The organism is Pseudovibrio sp. WM33 (assembly GCF_001623165.1).
GTDB lineage: Bacteria > Pseudomonadota > Alphaproteobacteria > Rhizobiales > Stappiaceae > Pseudovibrio.
On the sequence record NZ_LMCK01000115.1, the window covers coordinates 83,493 to 104,988 of the forward strand.

Consider the following 21,496-nt stretch of genomic DNA (forward strand, 5'->3'; position numbering starts at 1 on the left):
ATAGCCGCTAAATCACCCAGCAGCTCGTCTTCAAGTGCATCTGGTGTGTCTTCCGCAACATTCGGAAAGCCATCCTTGCCAAAATCAGGATCATGGCTTTCAACATCAGCCAGTTCCGCATCTGCAAGATCATCAGCTCCCAGAACATCTTCTTCCAGCGCCAGCCAGTCTTCTTCCTCTTGGTCCCGCGCATCATCAGGATTTTCCGGCAGAGCAGCTTCCAGCTCCTCAACACCAGCCTGAACCGCAGCCAACAGATCATCATCATCCAGCGCGTCTGCAGCAGCAAGCTCATCACCTTCATCTGCAAGAAGATCCATCTCATCCAGATCAAGTGAGATCTCAGGTAGATCGTTCTCAACAGCAAGAGAGGCACCATTTTCAGCAGAAGCTTCGGCCAGTGCCTTCTGGATTTCTTCATGATCAGAGAAAGGCAGAACTTCTGTTCCAACGATCTGCCCTGTTTCATGCCCCTTACCGGCCACACAAAGCACATCGCCTTCTTGCAACATCTTCACCGCTTGGCGGATGGCAAGAGCACGATCCCCAATCTCAAGAGCAGCAGGACAGGCAGCAACAATCTCCTCACGAATTTTGTCAGGATCTTCCGTGCGCGGATTATCGTCAGTCACAATGGAAACATCCGCAAGACGATCAGAAATCTCGCCCATCAACGGACGTTTACCCGCATCACGATCACCGCCACACCCCAACACACTGATCAGGCGACCAGCCGCAAAGGGACGCAAGGCTGCAAGCACATTCTCCAGCGCTTCCGGCTTATGAGCATAATCAACGAATACCAGAGCACCGTTTTCACGTGTGCCCACATGCTCAATCCGGCCCGGCGCACCACGCAGAACAGTCAGCGCTTCAAGAACAGTTTGAAGCTCTACACCAGCAGAAATTGCCAGACCTGCAGCAATCAGCGCATTGCTCACCTGAAAATCACCAGCCAGCGGCAACGCAACAGAAAACACGCCCTCAGCCGTTTCCAGCTCAAGAACCTGACTGAACCCTTCGGGCTGAACGCTAAGCACCTTTAGATCATCGCCGAAGACACCCGTCGTAAACGTCTTAAGGCCGCGCTCCTCTGCAATCGCAAGAACGCGGTCAGCAAATTGCGTTTCCGGGTCAACGACAACCACACCATCATCCGGCAGCAAATCGCAGAACAAACGCAATTTTGCCTGAAGGTAGTCTTCCACCGTTGGGTGGTAGTCCATGTGGTCTCGGCCAAGGTTGGTAAAACCAGCTGCAACAATTTGCACACCATCAAGACGATGCTGATCCAACCCGTGACTGGACGCCTCCAAGGCCGCATGGGTAATTCCATCCTCAGCCAGACGCTTAAGGTCTTCATGCAAAGACACAGGGTCAGGCGTGGTCAATCCGCCATAGCTCTGCCCTGTCGATGTGACAGTACCAATAGTTCCAAGACTGGCAGAAACCAACCCGGCATATTCAAAGATCTGACGCACGAAAACAGCAACAGAAGTTTTGCCCGCAGTGCCAGTCACAGCAACCATCTTCTCAGGCTGTTTGCCAGAGAAAGCCGCAGCCATCAAAGCAAGTTCCCGGCGCGCATCTTGTGCAGCGATCAGCGGAACCTGTTTGGCTTGCTTGCGAATATCATCAGAAAGTCTGTCCGCATCAATCAAAATGGCAGCAGCACCCGCGTCCACGGCTTGCTCGATAAACTGCGCACCATCAACTTTCGCGCCCTTAAGGGCAGCAAAAACAAAACCGGGCTCCACTGCTCGACTATCAGCAGTAAGCCCCGAAATATTAAGAGTATCAACCCCGTCTGGCCCATCGCCCTCGGCGGAGATTATCTCTTGTTTTGTAAGGTCTTTAAGCAACATAGCGTCGATATGTCCGGCCTATGAGACATGAATGTGGCAAACCAGATTTGGAGAACAGTTGTCTTCATATTTCCCCAAAATCTCCGTGTATTGCCTCATTCAATTCTCCTGTTTAGTTTCGGTTCTGATAGGAAACCGGAATTGTTTCCGCGTCATCTGCGAAATCAGGCACCACGCCGAGCATTGGTGCAATTCTGCGGATAACAGATGCAGTGGTTGGCACAGCATTCCACCCGGCAGTAGAATAACGTTGCCCTTCCACGGCTTGTGGCTCATCCAAAACAATCAAAACGAGATACTCAGGATTGGACATCGGGAACGCCGACATAAAGGAGTTCAGATAAACACCTTCAGCATAACGGCCATTCACAACTTTCTGCGCTGTTCCAGTCTTACCGCCAACATCATAACCCGGCACAGCAGCACGCCGCCCGGATCCACGCAGGACATTTTCACGGTTGAGATACCGAAGGATCTCGCTGGTTTGTGGTTTCAGAACCTGTTTAGCAAGCTTGTCAGCTTCTTCCTCACTGCGAGGCAGGAACGTTGGTTCAAGATATTTACCGCCATTGACCAGCGTCGCACCCGCAACAGCCATCTGCAGCGGCGTGATGCCCAAGCCATGACCAAAAGAGATCGTCATTGCAGCAAGGTCATTCCACTTCGGTGGAAGCAGAGGCCGCGCAACGCCCGGTATCTCGGTCTTCATTTTCTGGGTCAGCCCAATCTTTTTCAAAAACGCCTTCTGCTCCTCAATGCCAGCTTTCTGCATGACTTTGATGGTGCCGATATTGGAGGAGTAAATGAAAACTTCAGGCACGGACAAAACACGGCGCTTCCCGTGGAAGTCATCGATCTTCTGACCTGCAACACGGATAGGTTTGGTGGCATCAAAGCCATCTTCCAACTTCACCTTGCCACTATCCAGCGCCATCGCAATGGTAATACCCTTGAAGATGGAGCCCATCTCAAACACACCACCAGTCACCCGGTTCATGCGTTCTTTTTCAAGCGCTTGCTGACGGTTGTTCGGGTCAAAATCCGGCAGCGACGTCATGGCGATCACTTCACCGGTGTCCGCTTTCAGCACCACACCCATGGCCGCTTTGGCCTTGTAGTATTCCATGGAACGGCGCAACTCATCACGCACTGCATGCTGAACACGCAGATCAACCGAAAGCTTGACGGGCTCCATGGTCCGATCCTGCGTAAAGCCAAGATCTTGCAGATCCTTCAACCACGCCTGATCGACATACTTCTCCATGCCAGAGAGGCCCTGGTTGTCGACATTCACAGTCCCCAGAATGTGACTGACCGTATGACCACCCGGATAAAACCGCTTATTGCTCTCACGGAAGCCAACCCCCGGAAGACCCAGCGCATGTATAGCCTGACGTTGTTCAACCGAGATCTCACGCTTGAGCCAGGTAAACAGTGCATTGCTCTCAAGACGCTTCTTGATGACAGGCGTATCCAGCTCCGGCAGAATAGAGATCAGTCCATCAAAGACTTCATCCGTATCCGGGATCTTGCGCGGCTCAGCATAAAGCGCAGCACTCTTGATATCGGTCGCAAGAATTTCACCATTGCGGTCAACAATATCAGGGCGCGCCTGAGTAACAGAACTCTGCGCAGCAAGGAACCCCTCAGCAGGGTCCCTGTCCTGCAACCCAAGCAGGATCAGACGACCAGCGATAGCCCCATACACAAACACAAAGATGGTCATCGCAAAGAAAATGCGCGAGCGTCCCGGACCACGAAGCCGGATCGCACTTGTGCCATGTTTTTGGGTCACATTAGACCGCCGCAAAAAGGAACTGTCAGCTTTCCTGGCCACGAGCCCCCCCCCTTACTGCACGGATGTAACGCGACTGGCGTAACCGCTCATCGCATCAGCAGAGACTGGCTCCATCAGAACAGGTCTAACCGGCAACGCCTTCAGTGTCGTGATCTGCTCCGCACGCAGTGGCTCAAGCTTCAAAATATCGTTGTAACGATCAACGATACCCTGCAAACGCCCGGGCTGATTAAGCACACTCCACTGGGCTTTGTAGTAACGGATATCGTCTTTTTCCTTGGCAATCTCAGCAGAAAGCTGACGCACCTGATCGGCAAGGTTTTCGTTAGACATCTTGATGTCGTAAACGAGCGCAGCACCAATAACCACCGCAACAACAAAGAACAGATTTACGAAGCGCAGCATAGCTTAGCCTCCTAGACCATGGAATGAAGCAAGGCGCGGAACGCCTGCCGCATGAATATCTAATTCCCGCGAAGGCGTATCCAGACGCCGCCCAGCTCTCAAACGAGCAGAACGCGCGCGAGGATTATCAGTAATCTCTTCAACGCTGGCATCCTGATTGCCCTTCACGATAAATTCGAAAGTCGGAGGAGGAATATCCATCTCTGGCATATGACGAGATCCACCACCGCGGGTCTTGCAGCGATCTGCAAGGAACCGCTTCACAATACGATCTTCCAAACTATGGAACGTCACAACAACCAGACGCCCACCCGGACGCAAAATCCGCTCAGCAGCAGCAAGAGCACCAGCCGCCTGATGCAACTCACCATTCACATAGATACGCAGTGCCTGAAAGGTCCGCGTTGCTGGATGAATGCTGGCTTTCTTAGGATTACGCTTCACCACCTTTTCAATAACGCGAGCAAGCTCAAGCGTCGTCTCGAAAGGCTTCTCTTCACGCGCCTGACAAATGGCATGCGAAACACTGGAAGCACGCTTTTCTTCACCAAGCATCCCGATGATGCGCGTCAAGTGCTGGCGCTCCATGGTATTCACCACGTCCGCCGCACTTGGACCATCCTGTTCCATGCGCATATCCAGCGGCCCGTCAAACCGGAACGAAAATCCACGCTCCGCCTGATCCAACTGCATGGAAGACACGCCAAGATCCATCACCACACCGTCAACGGCATCATAACCAAGCTCACGCGCATGGTCATCAAGATCAACAAACTGACCATGGACCAGCTGCAAGCGCCCATCGGACTCTTGTTCCAAAACACGACCGTCGCGGATCGCATCCGGATCCCGGTCAACGCCAATCACACTGGCTCCAGCCTCAAGAAAAGCCCTGGAGTAACCACCAGCACCGAACGTGCCGTCAATAATCACATCACCCGGCGCGGGGGCCATTGCCTCCCGCACCCGTTCCAGAAGGACTGGAATGTGACGCGCTGGTCCGCCAGCGATATCGGATTTGTCTCCGTCGCCGCCCGTCATCATAGTGCCCCTCCGGCTGCTGTCCCCGGCGCACCGCCGGAAGACAATACTGCAAGCGCCCGCTTCATGGCCTCGTCGCGGTGCTTGGCGAACCTCACAGGTTCCCAAATCTGAAACTTAAACCCCTGCCCAACAAAGGTGACTTCACCATCAATGCCGGTGTGGTTGCGGATCATCTCAGAAAGAACAATCCGGCCATCCCGATCAATCTTCAGGGTTTCACTGGCACCATAAAGCGCCGTGGACAGAGCGTCATACTCCATTGAGAGCGTCGAAAACGCATCAAGTCGTTTTTGGATTTCAGCTGTAAGTCCGTTACCACCTGCATCAACCGCCTCCTGAAAAGGAGATGGGAAGCAGTAGAGTCCCTCAAAGCCGTCTTTCGCCAACGCCGCACGAAAGGGTGCAGGGATCGATACACGACCCTTTGCATCCACCCGATTGGTGAAGTGCGAAACAAAACCAGCCATTGGTCCCCTCTTTAATGAGCCAGATCTTCTTGATCTGTCAGCGGCACATCAAACAACTCTCCACTCCTTGGAGAGCCAGCGCTCAAATCAGGCAAAAACAACAAGATTACTGAAGTACAAACCGGAATATCCCGGGAGCCTATGGGATACCATGGGATGCCATGGGACGTCAATGAACCCACCAGCCCAAACCGAAAAGAATGCCCCTTAACATCTGGTAGTTATCACCAATTATGGTAAACGAAGTATTGATAGGAGTTTACGCAGGGATTTCTGCGAGTTACACGCATCCAAATTGCGATTACAACCAGAAGCACTCACAGTTTTCACAAAGGTCGAAGAAAGAATTTCGCCGATTAGCTCTAGTGATTTTAACCTATCAGCCTTGGCAAAACTCCGTTTTTCCCATGCCGGACCATGAAATTCCATGCCCATTCAGAGGACGGTGGGGCAAATTCCCATACCTACCCACGATTGTCCTGAGTCGATAATTTCTGCCGGAAAGACACGTCACGCACCACGATCACAATTGGTTTTACTGGTTATTTTGACCGCTCAAACAAAGGAGGCCGGCAGTGCTGCCGACCTCAAACCTCATAAGAAGAAGCAAACTGAGCCGTTATCTGGCGAGACCCAGCCCAACCAGATAATCTGCGCCCTTGCGCAAAGTGGTCTCATCCATGATCTCAAGGATCAGGCGTAGGTTGCTTTTCAGTTTTGCCAGTTCCGCAAACAGCGGCTCCCACGGAATAGACCCCTCACCCGGATTCCAGTGACGGTCAGCATGGCCATCAATGTCCTGAATGTGCACGTGCTGCAAAGCATCGCCTGCTGACTTGATGAAGTAATCAACCGGAGGAGCCCCATAGCACGAGTGCATGTAGTGAGCATGGCCGGTATCAATCGAAAGCGCCAGAGCTTCGCTCTCAAAACTCTTCAGGATCTCCAATCGGTAGGAAGGATCCAGATCTTCAATGTTCTCCAACACGATGACACAACCCATGTCCTCCGCCTTGGCAACAACGTCCTTCAGGTTTGCATGGATCATTTCCAGCTTCATCTGGCGACCATTGTCATAAAGATCGAGGTTGTTGTGATCCCAGATCGTGTAAGGACTGTGCAGCACCATCTGGTCTGCACCCATCTTGGCACACAACTCAATACCCTGATCCAACCGCTTGCGGACAGCCTGCTGAAACAGCGGATCAGCCGCAGAAAGGTCCAGATTCCAGAATGGGCCATGCAGACCGAGGCGCCCCTCATGTCCATCCAGAAGCTTCTTTGCTTCTGCGACCAGGTCATCACACCCATTGTCCAGCAAGTTCCAATTATAGAAATCCTGCAGCTCAAGATCGCGAGGCAGCTCCAGCAACCATTCACGATGTTGGGGAAGATGTTTGACACACATTGCTGCGCCTAAAACCGGCAAACCACTCATGCGGATATTCCAAGATAAGGCCTCAAAAGGCACTGCTTTCAGTTATGCCTTTGCTCTTACATGTCTTGCATGTCAAAGGCATTACATCGCCTAAAGCTGCTTACCTTATTCCGGCTCGCTCTCACTGCTTTAAGCGCTCATCCCGCCGCATATAATTTGCGGCAATCGGAGCACCATGACAGCTTCGATTTGCGCGGTCTACGTACTATTCCAGAGCGATCGAGAGCATCAACAAAAAATGCGCATAACACGTTCAAACGCTGACGCTCTCGTAAGCCCGTTACACTCAGTTTTCCATCCGCACAAACGCCGTTGCCGCCTTACGAACCGAGCGCCAGATAAAGACGAGTAAGCCGATAAGCGCCATACAGGTCAGCGCAGTGGCCACAATCCGAAACGTTCCGGCAAATCCAACCGCAGCAATCAAAGGAATGCTGACAAAAACAGAGAGGAACTGACCAAGGAAAACGGAGGAAGTCAGCACCCCACCTGCCATACCACGCCGGAAACTCGGAGCCACCTGAAGTGCAATCGCCGGAAAGTTCGGCATCGCAAGCGCATACCCGGCCCCCATAGAGGCCGTTCCAAGGAACACGCTCCAGGTTTCCTGCAAGGTCAGCAACATCAACCCAATCGCCATAAACCCATAGGCCAGTGTAAATGCACCACTGTAACCAACACGCGCTTTAATCCGCCCATAAAGCAGAGCCGCCGTGCCACCAGTCAACATCAACGCGCCCAGCGCAGCACCTGTCATACTCGCACTGTCATAACCTTGAGCATCCAAAAAGAACGGCAACTGTGTCGGCATGAGGAAGAAGATCATATTGGTCAGCATTTGCAGCAAAGCCAGCGCTGCCAACAACCAGACCCAAGCCGGAGATCCATCGTCTTCTGCACTTGCAACCTTCTTTGCAGCTGCTGAGTGCTTCACCGGCTCGCTGATATAACGCCACAAAAACGGCACCATGAGCAACGCAAGCCCATAAATCGCAAACGGTAACCGCGGAGAAGTGACGGCCAGCAATCCAGCCATTGAGATAAAGAGAAAACCGCCGAAGTTGCGAGCAGAAGTCTGTAATCCCATCAACGAGCTGCGCTGGTTGCCGACAAAGTAGTCACCGATCAAAGCTGTTTGCGCCGTCATCACCATGGCAACTGCAATGCCAAGTCCCAGCCGGCTCACCAATATACTCGTCAGATCCGGCAGGATCATGCCGGCGCTTCCCATCACAGCAAACAGCAAAACACCTGTAAGCAACAGTGCCCGCCGACCGTAGCGATCTGCGATCACTCCAGCCAGCGGGGCACAGATAATAACAGTCAGCGAGGGCGTTGAGACCAAAAGCCGGGACAACCAGAGAACATTTGGATCATCCCGGAACATCTCCTCCAATCCAGCAAGAGCAGGACTGATCGTTGCGTTCGCCATGACTGTTAAAGTAGCCGCCATTAAAAGAGCAATCGCTCTGGGGTCTTTCCAGACCTGTTGCTCGTGCTCCACGTGCACTTGTTTCATTTGCTTATCCTCTTGCAAAATTACCCTGTTGAGATCAGGATACGACTTCAAGTCAACTTGAGGTCAAGTATGAAACTGCTAGATATTGGAGAGATCACCGAACGCTCAGGTGTGAAGCCCTCCACACTACGATATTATGAGGAAGTCGGGCTCATTCAGTCCATAACGCGGCACGGTCTCCGACGTCAGTACGAGCCGCAAATCCTGACGAAACTCTCTCTGATCACACTCGCCAAGGCAGGTGGATTTTCACTGACAGAGATCGCAGGCATGTTTTCTGAAAAAGGACAGCTCCAGATCCCGCGAGAGCAGATCCGTGAACGTGCCGATCTGATTGATGAGCAAATCAAGGAACTCACAGCCCTGCGCGATATCCTGCACCACGTAGCCGACTGCCCTGCCCCGAGCCATATGGAATGCCCCTCCTTCCAACGTATGCTCAAGGCATCGGACAGAAGGAAACCAGCAAAGAAAAAACCGCCGACCAAGTAGCCGACGGTTTCATATTTTCAGGACGCGATTGCTAAGTTCAGTTTACTTCGCTGCACGCTCAACAAGCTTAAGGCATACCTGTGTCGCGCATGCCATATCCTGCACGCTGATCCATTCCAACGGGCCATGGATTTCCTGCATGCCGGTGAAGATGTTCGGACAGGATGTACCCTTCGCAGTCAGCACAGAACCATCGGTTCCACCACGGATCGGTTTGGAAGATACGCTCAACCCCATGTCCTCATAAGCTGCCTTAGCAAGCTCAACTGGGGTCATATCATCACGCAGCCAATGGTGCATGTTGCGATACTGCTCTCTAACCTCGCAAGAGATGGAAGCACGCGGCTCGCTCGCCTGAACAGCAGCACACACCTGCTCCAGCAAATCGGCTTTTGCTTCAAGACCTTCCAACTCAAAATCGCGCAGTGCAAAATGCAACTCCGCTTCAGCTGCATTCCCCACCATGTCAGCAACAAAGATAAAGCCATCACGACCATCGGTGGTCTCAGGTGTCATCGTTGCATGTGGTAACATAGCGATGATTTTGCCTGCCAGATGCAACGCATTGACCAACTTATCCTTCGCATAACCAGGATGTACAGAAACACCAGTGATCTTTACTGTCGCACCATCAGCGCAGAAGTTTTCATAGTTCAGCTCGCCCACTTTGCCGCCATCCAGCGTGTAAGCGAAATCCGCACCCAGAGCGCTAGGCAACTTGTCATGCACACCGCGCCCGATTTCTTCATCCGGCGTAAACGCAATACGAAGCTTGCTATGAGGGATCTGCGGGTTTGCCAGCAGATGACGAGCAAGACACATGATGATCGCAACACCAGCCTTGTCATCCGCACCCAGCAACGTGCTTCCACTGGCGGTGATAATGTCATCACCGATTTTCTCGCCAAGATAACGGGAGTTCTCAGGAGACAGGGACAGCTCAGAGGCATCCGGGAAGGAAATTGCAGAACCATCATAAGCACGATGAACGCGCGGCTTCACACCTTCAGCATGGTAGGCTGGGGCGGTATCCACATGCGCAAGCAAGCCAATCACGGGCCCATTCGTCTCGATAGTCGCAGGAATGGTGGCAAGAACAACGCCGTACTCGGTCAGTTCAACGTCGCTGGCACCAATTTCCATCAGCTCAGCACGCAGCACCTTTTGTACATCAAGCTGGATCTGAGAGCTTGGGGACTCCGGGCACGTCTCATCGCTCTGGCTATCAATAGCGGCATAGCGAACGAGGCGCTCTTCCAGTTCCTGATCAAATTCTGTTCTCATAGAAGATCTCCTTGCAGTTACCTTCTATCTGCGCGAAGCTCCATCAACTTTCAAGTTGGAACACTGCCATAGGAGCAAAAGCAAACCGCTTTTACCGCACCTCACTCGCAATTTTCCCTGCAAACCCAAAAAGAACAAAGCCCGACAACACACGGAACCGGCGATACCGCGCCTGAGTAATAAAGCGCGCCCGTAACAACGAGGCCAACGCAGAATACCCGCTTAAAGATAGGACAGAGATTCCGCAAAACGTTGCAACAAGAATACTGGCCTGTGGCAGCAGGGCCAACTCAGAGCTCATAACTTGCGGGAACAGAGCAACAAAAAACAGGATCGCTTTTGGGTTGGTCACCGCCAGCAAAAACGCTTCCCAGAACAGTGTCAATCCAGATACAGAAACGCTGACATCCCCTGATAAATCAATCTCCTCACGCTTGAAGACAAACTTAAGCCCAAGCCAGACCAGATACCCAACGCCCAACCATCGGAATAAGCTCCACAAAACCTCAGAGGTGAGCACAAAGCTCACCACACCACCTGCGCAAAATGCACCTGCAATCGCAAGCCCCAGCGTATTACCTAGGATAATCGGGAAAACCCGGCCCATCCCCAACTGCGCAGCCCGTCGCACCGTGTTGAGGATCGCTGGCCCCGGCGTGAAAATATTCGCCGCGGAAATCAGCATAAAAGAAACCCAAGCCCAAAAATCTATTTTTGTATTCCATTGTATACATAAATTAAACCTTGGGTACTTGATCGGATTGAGACAGTCAACCCAACAAGACGGTATCTGTATTTTCTTGGATCAGGGCTCACCTTCTCGGCAAGCAAAGCAAACAGCCTACTTTATTGACCGTGCAACACGAAAGCCCAGATCCTCAACACGAAAGGTTGGATGACTACGCCGCCTGTTGGTGACAAGGCAGCCACGCTCATCATCTGCCCAACCACCACCTTTGAACACGCGGTACTCTCCATAAACAGCTGGATCATAGAGATCCCAACACCACTCCCAAACATTGCCCAGCATGTCGTAGAGCCCAAACTCATTCGGCTCTTTGCACCCAACAATCTGCGGAGTTTCAACCGAATTTCCAGCAAACCACGCGATATCTTCAAGCGGACCATATTCTCTGGTGATTGCTGCACTCTCACGTTAGTGTACAAAGATGAGTACTGAACCCAGATTTGATATTATCGGAGCTGCACTAGCTGACCCCAGCCGCTCCCGAATCCTTTGCGAAATGATGGATGGCCGAGCGTTTACCAACAAAGAACTAGCGTGCGCCGCCAATGTAACAGCTCAAACGGCGAGCGCACATCTCAAGCAACTGGAAGCAGCAGGATTGACGGCATCTCTTCGCAGCGGGCGCAATGTTTATCACCGAATTTCAAGTGCTGAGGTTGCAAGTATTTTAGAAACTCTGGCAGGCCTGTCACCCACAGATCACCTACACCGCGCTAAGAACAGAAACAAACCAGAAGTTGACGCCCTGCGCGCACGTAGCTGTTATAACCACATTGCCGGCAGGCTTGGCGTATTGATTACAAATCAGCTCATCACAAAAGGAGCTTTGCTATTACAAGGTGACTCAGCTTCAGTTACCCCTGAAGGAGTGGCATTTTTTCACGCAATCGATATCAACGTGCTGAATATAAACAACACTAAGAAACCTGCTGTAAAACTCTGCCTCGATTGGACCGAACGCCGTCACCATATATCCGGCCCCCTGGCAACAGCCATTATGGATAGGTCTTTAGAGAAGAAATGGTTAGAGCGATGCAAAGCGAGCCGAGCGCTTAAAATAACGGCTCTTGGATATGAAGCCTTTGACCGAAATTTTGGGATCAGTCACGACAGTCTTGAAGGCATATCTCTCACCTAACAGTTCGTTCGGAACCGAACTGTCTGTTCTACCTTTTGCAGTCAAATTCAGTTATCTCAAATGAGAGATAACCGGAGAACAAAATGCCCCTTCCAACCCTAAAAACCAAAAGATTTACCCATGAACATGGCTTAAGAATTACTGTTCAGGTTCCAGAACCAAGTGCCCAGAATATTATAGACCATCTATGCAAGATCACGTCATTAAAATATGGCGATTATGATAGCGTTACCTTTAAAACTGCCGGAGGAATACAGCGGTTCCGATCATTGGGAAGTGGTCGCAATGCAGCGACAACGGATGCTGTCGAAGTGCTATGTATCGAGTTGTCTTTCTTCTTAGAAAACGACGCGGCTCTGGCAGCGCAGGTAATTGAAGAAGTCTATTGCACCCACCCCTATGAAGAGCCTGTCATCTTCGTAGAAAATTGTTTGCGGACATTACACTTTCGCGGCATGGATGAGGGTAATCCAAATAGATTTTGGAATGCTGCGCCTGCCGATTGGGTCCCAGAAGAGCACAGATAAATCAGCTAAAACCAAAGCACATTATCAATGTGCTTTGGGCGGCTTTAGCGAACGCGAAGAACATAGTATTTGCTAAGATACAGGTGAAGGTAGTCCTGTAAGGGCATTTCCTCAGAACAAAGGGCGAAAACTTTGGGCGAATTCCTTTCACAGATATAGAGTAACCACTATGGAAGAAAATCTGGAACAACTTGGGAAACCAGTACACTTCGTTGTAAACGAAAATTAAAGTCGGAGCGCCTGAAGCGTGGAGTAATGCTCTGCTCCCTCCACAATGTGTAATTTTGCATCTGTCGGCAAAGCTTCTTTTATTGCATACACCATTTCGATAGGTGACCATGTATCAGCAGACCCGTACCAAAGTTCTGTAGGGCAACGGATGCCATTCAGTACAGCAGACCAATCAGAGACATAGGCCTTCAAATAAGCCCAATAAGTATCAGGATGTTTAACAAGGCTGCTTGTCAGTCCTGCACGCAGCACTCCAAAAACCTCAGGTTTTTCTATGAGTTCTTTTTCCTTCGCCCCGCACTTTGCAAACAGTCGGTTCAGCAAAAGCGCTGGCCCGATACGAAAGAAAAGCCCTTGAAAGGCAACTAGAAACTTCAGCAAACGAGGTGTAGACTGCGCCACCTTAAACACAGGAGCTCCGGCAGTTTTGGGTAGGAAGTCGCCAAGACCAAGCGGAGCTGCAGCTGAAACGAATGTGAGCTTTGCCACCTTATCGGCCCGCGCACCAGCAATATGTGCAGCGGCCATCGTTCCAATCGAAAACCCAATAACGTGGATCACGGCTTGACCCCGACCAGCAGTCATCTCATCAAACTGCTGAACACAAGCCTCTTTGGGGTCCCCTTCCACATCAAGCAGATTGGGTGCAATAACCTCAACTCCTGACGGCAGGCTATCCTGAATAAAGGCAATGTCATATGCACTTCCGGGAATGCCATGGCAAAAGTAGATCACTTGGGAAGGTTTAGAATCCTGCATGATCTGACTATATAAAAACATCGTAATATTGTCGACATATGCGCCAACAATCATGTTCAGCAGACCTGTGCCAAAAACACAGGCGTCCATGATGAAGAAATAAATACCAGTCGGCCTGTAAGCCGGGTTTTGTAAGGCACAGGCTGTTACACCCATACGCGACGGCAATTCATCTGGGATGCCCATTACTGAACACCTCTAGCGACCCACCCGGGCGGTCAGGTCTGGAAACATGACTGGAAGTAAACTTCCGCGCCGCCCCTATTCGGTCTTGCTCCCGGTGGGGTTTACCATGCCGTTTTTGTTGCCAAAAACGCGGTGGGCTCTTACCCCACCCTTTCACCCTTACCAATGCATGCACTGGCGGTTTGCTTTCTGCGGCACTTTCCCTAAGGTCACCCTCGCCGGACGTTATCCGGCACCGTGTCTCCATGGAGCCCGGACTTTCCTCCACTGCGGCCTTTCGGCACTTGCAGCAGCAACCGTCCGGCCGACTGGTGCACCTGAACTACGGAGCCTAAGGAAAAAGGTCAAGCAAAGAATTACGCTTGCACACGATCTCCGCTCAGTTCCATTGCTTGCTCAAGAGCTTGAACAAAGCCACTCCGCAGCTTCTCATTCGCCTCAGCAAACCCAACAACAAGCCCCTTCTGCGGTGCGCCAAGATAAAATACAGAAAGCGGATTAACTCCAAAACCTTTCTGGTTCATCAAATCCGCAACAGCCACATCATCGCAGGTCTCCGGCAGATAAAGACAAGTCTGTAAGCCTCCGGTTGGCATGGAAACACCAACCTGATTGCCAAAACGCTCCCCGATCAATTGGCAAAGAGCCACACCGTTTTCATGGTAAGCACTGCGGATCTTGTTCAGATGCGCCCGAAAGTGCCCGCTCTCGATGAAATCAGCAAAAGCCATCTGTACATGCACATTGGCCAGTGCACCCGATGCCCGCTGCGCCAACTCCAATCCCACCACATGCTCTTTAGGAACAACAGCATAAGCAAGCCGGATCCCCGGCATGAGCGACTTTGCAGAAGTACCGATATAGATCACAGAGAGACGATCACTCAGCCCCTGAAGCGCTGCAATCGGCCGCCCTTCAAACAAGAACTCACTGTCGTAATCATCTTCTAAAATCACCGCACCTTTGTCATAAGCCTGCTTAAGCAACATAAGTCGCTCACTCATCTCCATGCGCCGGCCAGTTGGATATTGGTGTGAGGGCGTCACGTAGATCAAAGAGGCCCGCGTAACCTGATCGATCTCTGTCAAAGCTTGCACCTTCAACCCAGCAGCAAAAAAGGCTGATCGCGCACCCAGGTACCCCGGCTCCTCAAGCAGTGCCACGTCCCCTTCCTCAGAAAAGCACTGAGACATGAGCGAAAGCGCTGACTGTGTGGTTGGAAAAGCAAGAACCTGCTCGGGAGAGCAGACCACACCGCGCTCCTGCGCCAGATACTGCGCCAGTACCCGCTGCAACTCCGGCAGGCCGGAAGTGTGCTCATACCCAAGCGCATTACCGTTGAGCAGTCGCGCTGCTCGCCGCAAGCTCCGTGCCCACTGTTCTTTAGGAAACAGCTCCCGCGAAGGTTCACCCGGCTGCATGGAAACACCCCGCCCCGACGGGCTTGTGTAACGATGATTACAAGAAAACCGCTTGCCACGCGATGAAAGTGGAGGTGTCGTTTCACGAACAGGACCTGCAACAACAGCCCCTTCGACCTCAGGCAAGGCCACCACTTCAGGCCGTGCACCAGACCGCACATCCACCAGCCCTTCAGAGCGCAGCAGATCATAGGCTGTGTTCACTGTGTTGCGAGAAACGGAGAGGCTGGTCGCCAACTGACGTGAGCTGGGCAACCGCTCTCCTTCAGGAACACGCCGCTTCAGAATTGCATCCCGATACTGCTGATAAATCTGACTTGATAGCGGAGTGCTGACCTCACGATTGATCATCACAACATACTCAAACAACTGGCACCCCAAAATTAGATTAAGCGGATCTATATACAGGACCAGTTTTGCAGAGAATACGTATCAGCGCAATACTTCTTCGCCTCGCAGCGGAGGTAAGGTGCACAAATGAAACAGAAAACCCGGCAAGCAGTCAGAGCACAAACTCAAACCACTTGCCGGGCCAACTGGTCCCATATTGCCGACTTCGCTCAAAACCGGAGACCAGAAAACGGTTAAGACAATGACAGCAGAAATGACACTTGAAGCAGCGCCAAGCACTAGCACTCGTGAAACCAAGCCACCTAAATTTGCTCATGTCAGAACAAGTCTGCGCGCGGATTATGATTGGAACACAATCCTCCCAATTCTGGAGAGCTCCCTCGTCGTTCATGTTGGCTTCATGGATGAAGACCGCCCTATGGTCATTCCCATGGCTTTTGCGGTTATGGACCGCACCATCTACATTCACGGCGCGAAAGCAGCGCGGATCGTGAAGAAGATGAGCAAAGACTCCCAAGTCTGTCTCACATTCACACTTATTGACGGCATTGTTGCTGCGCGTTCAGCTTTCCACCATTCCGTCAACTACCGAACCGCCGTCATTCACGGCACTGCCCGTCTTGTTACCGACCACCAGGAAGCATGGGACTCCCTCAAGGCAATCACCGAACACCTTCTGCCTGGCAGATGGGATGAGGTCCGCCCGATGACGGAGAAGGAACAGATCTCAACTGGTGTCATTGCAATCGAGATCGAACACGCCTCAGCAAAAATCCGACAGGGCGCTCCGGTCGACGATGCGGAGGATTACGCGCTGCCCTATTGGGCTGGCGTTGTTCCGGTCACAACGTCACTCGGTCTACCTATTGATGATGGGAAACTACTGGATGGCGTGAAGGTGCCCGCTTCGCCAACAAATGCAGCTCGAAAGTTCGCCTAATTTTCGGGGAATTCGCCTAAAATTTTAAGAGTTAGGGTGGTTGACTTTGCCCGGTCAACCACCCTGATATGTCCTTGCAGACAGACTGACCGTCGGTCAGACATTCGTAAAATTCTAAGAAACTTTGAATGGGAACTTACAGTCCCCTGCCCGAATATGCAAGATGCATTTAGCTGCGTGCCATAATATCCTTAACGCGCTTGCAGTACTTGGCACTAATCCGGTTCATACGCTTGGCATAGTGGCCAGCGTTGTATCGCAAAATGGTTCCGCACAGATCTCCGCCAGCGCGCTTGTAAGCACCAGCCAGATATCGCATGCCCCATTCGATGTTGTTCTCTGGTTTATAAAGCGCTTTGGTCGAACCGCGATAACCCATACCACGTGCGGTAGATGGCTTAATCTGCATGAGACCAACTTCACCGGCACGGCCGCGCGCTCTTGCGTTGAAGTTACTTTCCACTTCAACAACAGCCTTCGCGATGTGGTGCGGGACACCGTGCTTCTTGGCTTTCTGTTCGATCAGCTTGACGTAGCTTCCCTTTTTAGTAGCTGCTTCAGCTTCATCAGAGAAGACATTGGTATTCACAACACCGCCGAGCATAACACTTGCAGCAAGAACGGGGATTACTACGTTATTTTTTATTTTTGTAAGGTTCATCTTCATTTCCTGGCAATCATGTTTTGAGCAGGAGTGTTTATCTTCAGAAGATGAGACGAAAATCAGACAGGTCTGATCACGAAAAGTTACAATTTTAATGTTTAAAAACTGGCATAAACCTTAGTTTATGGCGCAAAAAAGGCTGATACAGGGCATATTAGCCTTACTTAAGGAAACTTTTCAACAAAACAGAGTCATTCCCCTACGTAATCAAATCGTATTCCTATTACGTATTAGCCCCTGCTTTGCTGATATTTCAATGACATCTATCACAATCAGAAGGATTTTAGCTTTTTTAGTAGGCTATGCAGTGTCGCAATGGTCTGCGCATCAGCAATTCCGTCAACTTTCGCAGGACGGAAGTGACGCTGAAACGCTTCAACTGCGTATTTGGTCTTCTCATCGAACACACCACTGACCAATACATCATATCCATAGAGCCCCAGAAGCGACTGCAGAGCTTCAATCGGCTGCCCTTCATCACCTTCCTGAAAGAAGCTCGAAGCCTCAAGCTCTACCGGCTCAATATAATGTCCAACACCAGCCTCAGCCAATCGTGCCCATGGGAAATGACGACCCGGATCCTGTTTACGGGACGGTGCCACATCAGAATGCCCGAGCACCCGCTCTGGAGAAATACTGTTGCGCTCGCAGATATCCTTGGCGAGAACGATTACAGCTTCAATCTGCACATCAGGATAACCTTGCGTTCCCTCTTCCTGATCCCCCAGATTGGAAATCTCGATTCCAATGCTGCGGGAGTTAAGGTCATCCTCACCTTTCCAGCTGGAAACACCGGCATGCCAGGCCCGGCGACTTTCCGGCACCATCTGCGTAACCATGCCCAGTTCGTCAACCAGATAATGGCAGGAAACTTCTGAGCGCGGATCACACAGCCACGAAACAGCCTCCTCAGCACTTTCCATCGCAGTGTAATGCAAGATCAGCATATCAACGGCAGGAACGCGGCGCTCGTTGTGATTGGGAGATGGACGAAGACGCGCAGGCACTGCGCATTCAGTTTTAACGCTCATATTCCTCGTTCCGCGCAGATCTGCTCATACGCTTTATTCAATGCGACCAGTTTATCGCTGGCGATCTTGACGAACTCTTCGGGGACACCTCGACCAATCAACCGATCAGGATGTGTCTCCCGGACTTGCTTGCGATAGCAAGAGCGCACCTCTTCATCACTCGCCGTCATATCAATGCCAAGAACCAGATAGGGATCTCCGTCCCCTCTTATATGACGGGCTTTAATCTGCGAGAAGCCAACAGCATCAATTCCAAAGATTTCAGCAATCCGGCTCAGGTAGGCAACTTCTCTCTCATGAATAACGCCATCTGCCTTGGCTATATAAAAGAGGCCATCCAGCACATCCGTACGCGTCATCTCATCTTCAGCAAACAACACAGAGAGTTTGGAAGCATAGGTCTCAAAGCCCGCCACGTCCTGCTGGGCCAGTTGGAAGAGCCGCGAAACGTTGCGCTCCTCACCCGCTGGCATCTCAAACAGATCGTAAAATGCGATCACTTCGTCATGGGTTACAACACCATCGGCTTTTGCCATTTTTGCAGACAAGGCAATCATTGCGACCGTAAAGGCAACGTTCCGGCGTGCTTCACCAACCGATTGAACGAGCTGTTGCAGCCGATCAACCAATCGAGCACCACCGGTTTGCAGTGCGCCTACAATTTTATCAAAGCTGCCCCAAAAATTCATTGGCATCCTGCTCTCTGCTCAATCTGCCTGACAATTTTGCCTGGATAGACAGCAAAATAATTAGTCACCGCAAATCAGGTTTATACCTAACAAATTATTTATCAATCTGAATAGTTTGTTTCCCTTGGGTTTTATTTGCCCACTGCTATCTATAAGTGCCCATTGCCAGATTTCAGTTCAAGCCTCAGTCAAGCTTGCCCTCAAAATATGACCCCATGAAACACATGGGTAATGTTTTACAGATATATTCGCTATTAATTAAGTACACATACAGGTAACAGCGCCAACTAACTTCTCAGTTGCCTGCTGCCAGCGCACATTATTTCGTGCGTTTCGGGATGGGGATTTCAAGTGGAAACGATACCTCCACATCGTAAATTACTTTACGCCGGCATAGTGTTTACTGTGATTGGTGCCATTGCCACAAGCTTTTATGCCATTGACCAAGCGACTTTATATTATTTATTCAAGAGTGAAGCTCAAAAAGAATTCGACACTGCAAAGAATATCATCAAATTACACCACCCTCTTGAGGCACCCCCCAGTGAAGACACAGGACAAAAGGATGTCTCTTCTCCATTAGACTTCGGCCTGCGCGGTTCCAGCGCGGCCCCAACCAGCGAAATCATCTCTCCAAGTTGGAAACTGCCAGCAACCAAAGCCACTGCGGTTAAGCAGGCTCTGGTCGAGCAGTTTGAAGAATTCGAACTGCTGGTCGTCAACGTTCCCGGCCGCCCATTGGCCGTGCATCCGCGGGATATGACCAGTGACCGCGTCAACGAAATTCTGTCCGACCCCTCCGCCTATGACGCATGGCACTCAGCGCTCAACTCAGGACAGTTGGTGATCTACTCCAACTTCAACTGGTTTGAATGGCGGATACCAAAATTTGGCGTCGTCATTCCTTATGTGAATGATGACAACAAAGCCCGTGGTGGCTTTATCTTCACCACAAAACCAGCACTCAACACCGTCGTGTTTATGGATGCAATCGCCTTCGGGTCGGCCTTTGCATTCTTATTGGTCCTCGTCGTAGCAATCGCCTCTATCATGTTCGCCTGGAAAGGGCTGCACGATCGCTGGAAAACCTCCAAAACAATCCGCTTTCTCGCGCATAATGACCCACTGACGCACTTGCCAAACCGCGCGGTTTTCTCGGACGAGTTGAACAAAGCACTCCGAAAGGCATCCATCACAGCTTCCAATGTATACGTCATTGCCATTGACGTTGATAAGTTCAAGGAAGTGAACGACAACCACGGCCATGCGGCTGGCGATACGTTTCTCCAAATCATCTCGGACCGGTTGCGGCTCGTCTTCACCGATCACCTCGTCTCGCGTCTTTCTGGCGATGAGTTCGCCGTGATGATCGAAGGGGAATACACCAGCCACGACATCACCGTGCTTGCCCAGCGTGCCATGGCAACCACCAACTCCAGTTGCGTCATCGACAGCAAAGAGATCCAGATTTCTCTATCCATGGGCATCGCTCAGGCAACCGATGCAGCATGGCGATCCTCCCGCCTCCTTCATTGCGCTGACCTAGCGCTTTACCGCTCCAAGAATGGTGGACGCTCCACTTACACCTGGTACGAGTCCAGCATGGATGAAGAGCTGGAACGTCGCCGCGAGCTGGAAACAGAGATGATCCGTGCCCTAAAGCTCGACGGATTCTCAGTCGTGTATCAGGCTCAGGTTGGTCTGGCAGACAACAAACTCAAAGCCTTTGAAGCCCTGCTACGTTGGGTCCATCCGGAAAAGGGCCGCATCTCACCAGAAGTCTTCATCCCGATCGCGGAAGACACAGGCCTTATTGAAGCGCTCGGCGAATATGTGCTCAAAAAAGCTTGTACTGACGCGGCAAGCTGGGCTGACCCAAGCCTGAAAGTCGCCGTCAACTTCTCGCCTGCGCAGTTCAAGACCGGATTGATCGAGCAGAAGATTTCAGAAGCCCTCGAAGAATCTGGTCTGGCACCTGAGCGCCTTGAGATCGAGATCACCGAAAGCCTTCTGATTGCCGATACCACCAGCGTGGTGAAGTCACTCAAGAAAATCGGGAACATGGGCGTTTCCATCGCCATGGATGACTTCGGCACTGGCTATTCTTCCCTAAGCTACCTTTCTCGCTTCCCGTTCAACAAAATTAAGATCGACCGCAGCTTCATCATGAACATCGGCAAGGATGCCCACACTGATGCTATCGTTGCTGCGATTATCGGTCTTGGCCGTTCACTTGACGTATTGATCACGGCAGAAGGCGTTGAAGAAGAAATGCAGGCCCAAATCCTGCGAGCCGGCGGCTGCGATATCGTTCAGGGTTATTACTTCGGCAAACCATCCAACGTTGATCCGGCCAATCCGCACGCAAATGTCCGCTGCACGCTTGGAACACAAGAGGCCAAGCAGATCGAAGCTGCCTACGTCGGATAACCTCTCAAATAAGCCTAGCGAGAATAGCAGGATATCTCTCGCTAGGTGCAGCACGCTACCTTGACACAA

General features: G+C 51.4%; 20 protein-coding genes and 1 other RNA gene. 5 read left to right on the forward strand and 16 right to left on the reverse strand.

The features are described 5' to 3' along the window. The 7 genes from PsWM33_RS28135 to PsWM33_RS20820 all read right to left on the reverse strand — a co-directional run. The coding region (locus PsWM33_RS28135) for a UDP-N-acetylmuramoyl-L-alanyl-D-glutamate--2,6-diaminopimelate ligase (RefSeq protein WP_208994677.1) at window positions 1-1,865 on the reverse strand (1,865 nt) is incomplete at its 3' end. A gap of 112 nt (window positions 1,866-1,977) precedes the next feature. Then, window positions 1,978-3,702: a peptidoglycan D,D-transpeptidase FtsI family protein gene (locus PsWM33_RS20795; protein WP_063301503.1), complete on the reverse strand. Its 1,725-nt coding sequence runs from the start codon at window positions 3,700-3,702 to the stop codon at window positions 1,978-1,980. A gap of 12 nt (window positions 3,703-3,714) precedes the next feature. Continuing rightward, window positions 3,715-4,068: a cell division protein FtsL gene (gene ftsL / locus PsWM33_RS20800; RefSeq protein ID WP_063289946.1), complete on the reverse strand. Its 354-nt coding sequence runs from the start codon at window positions 4,066-4,068 to the stop codon at window positions 3,715-3,717. A gap of 3 nt (window positions 4,069-4,071) precedes the next feature. Next, on the reverse strand, window positions 4,072-5,109 hold the full coding sequence (rsmH, locus tag PsWM33_RS20805; RefSeq protein ID WP_193778435.1) for a 16S rRNA (cytosine(1402)-N(4))-methyltransferase RsmH: 1,038 nt from the start codon (window positions 5,107-5,109) through the stop codon (window positions 4,072-4,074). Next, window positions 5,109-5,579, reverse strand: a complete 471-nt coding sequence (locus tag PsWM33_RS20810; protein WP_063289948.1) for a division/cell wall cluster transcriptional repressor MraZ — start codon at window positions 5,577-5,579, stop codon at window positions 5,109-5,111. The genes rsmH and PsWM33_RS20810 overlap by 1 nt, the downstream gene beginning before the upstream one ends. Before the next feature lie 619 nt (window positions 5,580-6,198). Then, window positions 6,199-7,017, reverse strand: a complete 819-nt coding sequence (locus PsWM33_RS20815) for a sugar phosphate isomerase/epimerase family protein (RefSeq protein WP_063298199.1) — start codon at window positions 7,015-7,017, stop codon at window positions 6,199-6,201. 286 nt (window positions 7,018-7,303) lie between these two features. Further along, a complete protein-coding gene (locus PsWM33_RS20820) occupies window positions 7,304-8,536 on the reverse strand; it encodes an MFS transporter (protein WP_063301505.1) in 1,233 nt (410 codons plus the stop codon). A 69-nt stretch (window positions 8,537-8,605) separates the two neighbouring features. Between PsWM33_RS20820 and PsWM33_RS20825 the strand changes: the two genes are divergently transcribed. Further along, entirely contained in the window at window positions 8,606-9,028 is a 423-nt protein-coding gene (locus tag PsWM33_RS20825; RefSeq protein WP_063298201.1) for a helix-turn-helix domain-containing protein, read from the forward strand. A gap of 42 nt (window positions 9,029-9,070) precedes the next feature. Here the strand turns inward: PsWM33_RS20825 and pepT are convergent, their stop codons facing one another. The 3 genes from pepT to PsWM33_RS20840 all read right to left on the reverse strand — a co-directional run bounded on the left by pepT (window position 9,071) and on the right by PsWM33_RS20840 (window position 11,453). Next, entirely contained in the window at window positions 9,071-10,312 is a 1,242-nt protein-coding gene (gene pepT, locus PsWM33_RS20830; RefSeq protein WP_063301506.1) for a peptidase T, read from the reverse strand. Between the two features lie 91 nt (window positions 10,313-10,403). Further along, complete coding sequence (locus tag PsWM33_RS20835) at window positions 10,404-10,997, reverse strand: LysE family translocator (RefSeq protein WP_063301507.1); 594 nt, start codon at window positions 10,995-10,997, stop codon at window positions 10,404-10,406. Between the two features lie 156 nt (window positions 10,998-11,153). Next, complete coding sequence (locus PsWM33_RS20840) at window positions 11,154-11,453, reverse strand: SUMF1/EgtB/PvdO family nonheme iron enzyme (protein WP_082827093.1); 300 nt, start codon at window positions 11,451-11,453, stop codon at window positions 11,154-11,156. Between the two features lie 28 nt (window positions 11,454-11,481). Here PsWM33_RS20840 and PsWM33_RS20845 point away from each other — a divergent pair, with 28 nt between their 5' ends. After that, window positions 11,482-12,198 carry an ArsR/SmtB family transcription factor gene (locus tag PsWM33_RS20845; RefSeq protein ID WP_063301508.1) on the forward strand — a complete coding sequence of 239 codons (717 nt, stop codon included), beginning with the start codon at window positions 11,482-11,484 and terminating at the stop codon, window positions 12,196-12,198. An 83-nt stretch (window positions 12,199-12,281) separates the two neighbouring features. Continuing rightward, window positions 12,282-12,725 (forward strand): hypothetical protein, encoded by a 444-nt coding sequence (locus PsWM33_RS20850; RefSeq protein WP_063298205.1) that lies wholly within the window; start codon window positions 12,282-12,284, stop codon window positions 12,723-12,725. 225 nt (window positions 12,726-12,950) lie between these two features. Here the strand turns inward: PsWM33_RS20850 and PsWM33_RS20855 are convergent, their stop codons facing one another. The 3 genes from PsWM33_RS20855 to pdxR all read right to left on the reverse strand — a co-directional run bounded on the left by PsWM33_RS20855 (window position 12,951) and on the right by pdxR (window position 15,691). After that, window positions 12,951-13,769 (reverse strand): alpha/beta fold hydrolase, encoded by an 819-nt coding sequence (locus PsWM33_RS20855; protein ID WP_208994678.1) that lies wholly within the window; start codon window positions 13,767-13,769, stop codon window positions 12,951-12,953. A 48-nt stretch (window positions 13,770-13,817) separates the two neighbouring features. After that, an RNA gene (gene rnpB, locus PsWM33_RS20860) (RNase P RNA component class A) lies at window positions 13,818-14,213 on the reverse strand. Between the two features lie 44 nt (window positions 14,214-14,257). Further along, window positions 14,258-15,691, reverse strand: coding sequence for a MocR-like pyridoxine biosynthesis transcription factor PdxR (gene pdxR, locus PsWM33_RS20865; RefSeq protein ID WP_208994679.1), 1,434 nt, complete (start codon window positions 15,689-15,691; stop codon window positions 14,258-14,260). Between the two features lie 235 nt (window positions 15,692-15,926). On the opposite strand from pdxR, the gene PsWM33_RS20870 reads away from it, so the two are divergent. Continuing rightward, window positions 15,927-16,613: a pyridoxamine 5'-phosphate oxidase family protein gene (locus PsWM33_RS20870; protein ID WP_208994683.1), complete on the forward strand. Its 687-nt coding sequence runs from the start codon at window positions 15,927-15,929 to the stop codon at window positions 16,611-16,613. A 169-nt stretch (window positions 16,614-16,782) separates the two neighbouring features. Here the strand turns inward: PsWM33_RS20870 and PsWM33_RS20875 are convergent, their stop codons facing one another. From PsWM33_RS20875 to PsWM33_RS20885, 3 genes are all read right to left on the reverse strand, one after another. Further along, window positions 16,783-17,280 carry a lytic transglycosylase domain-containing protein gene (locus PsWM33_RS20875; RefSeq protein WP_063298207.1) on the reverse strand — a complete coding sequence of 166 codons (498 nt, stop codon included), beginning with the start codon at window positions 17,278-17,280 and terminating at the stop codon, window positions 16,783-16,785. Window positions 17,281-17,549: 269 nt separating this feature from the next. Next, window positions 17,550-18,308 carry a peptidoglycan recognition protein family protein gene (locus PsWM33_RS20880; RefSeq protein ID WP_063298208.1) on the reverse strand — a complete coding sequence of 253 codons (759 nt, stop codon included), beginning with the start codon at window positions 18,306-18,308 and terminating at the stop codon, window positions 17,550-17,552. Beyond that, complete coding sequence (locus PsWM33_RS20885) at window positions 18,305-18,997, reverse strand: J domain-containing protein (RefSeq protein ID WP_063301526.1); 693 nt, start codon at window positions 18,995-18,997, stop codon at window positions 18,305-18,307. Before PsWM33_RS20885 ends, PsWM33_RS20880 begins: the two co-directional genes overlap by 4 nt. A gap of 351 nt (window positions 18,998-19,348) precedes the next feature. On the opposite strand from PsWM33_RS20885, the gene PsWM33_RS20890 reads away from it, so the two are divergent. Next, the gene (locus PsWM33_RS20890; protein ID WP_208994680.1) at window positions 19,349-21,427 is read left to right on the forward strand and encodes a putative bifunctional diguanylate cyclase/phosphodiesterase; all 2,079 of its coding nucleotides are present in this window, start codon (window positions 19,349-19,351) and stop codon (window positions 21,425-21,427) included. Window positions 21,428-21,496: the final 69 nt, after the last annotated feature.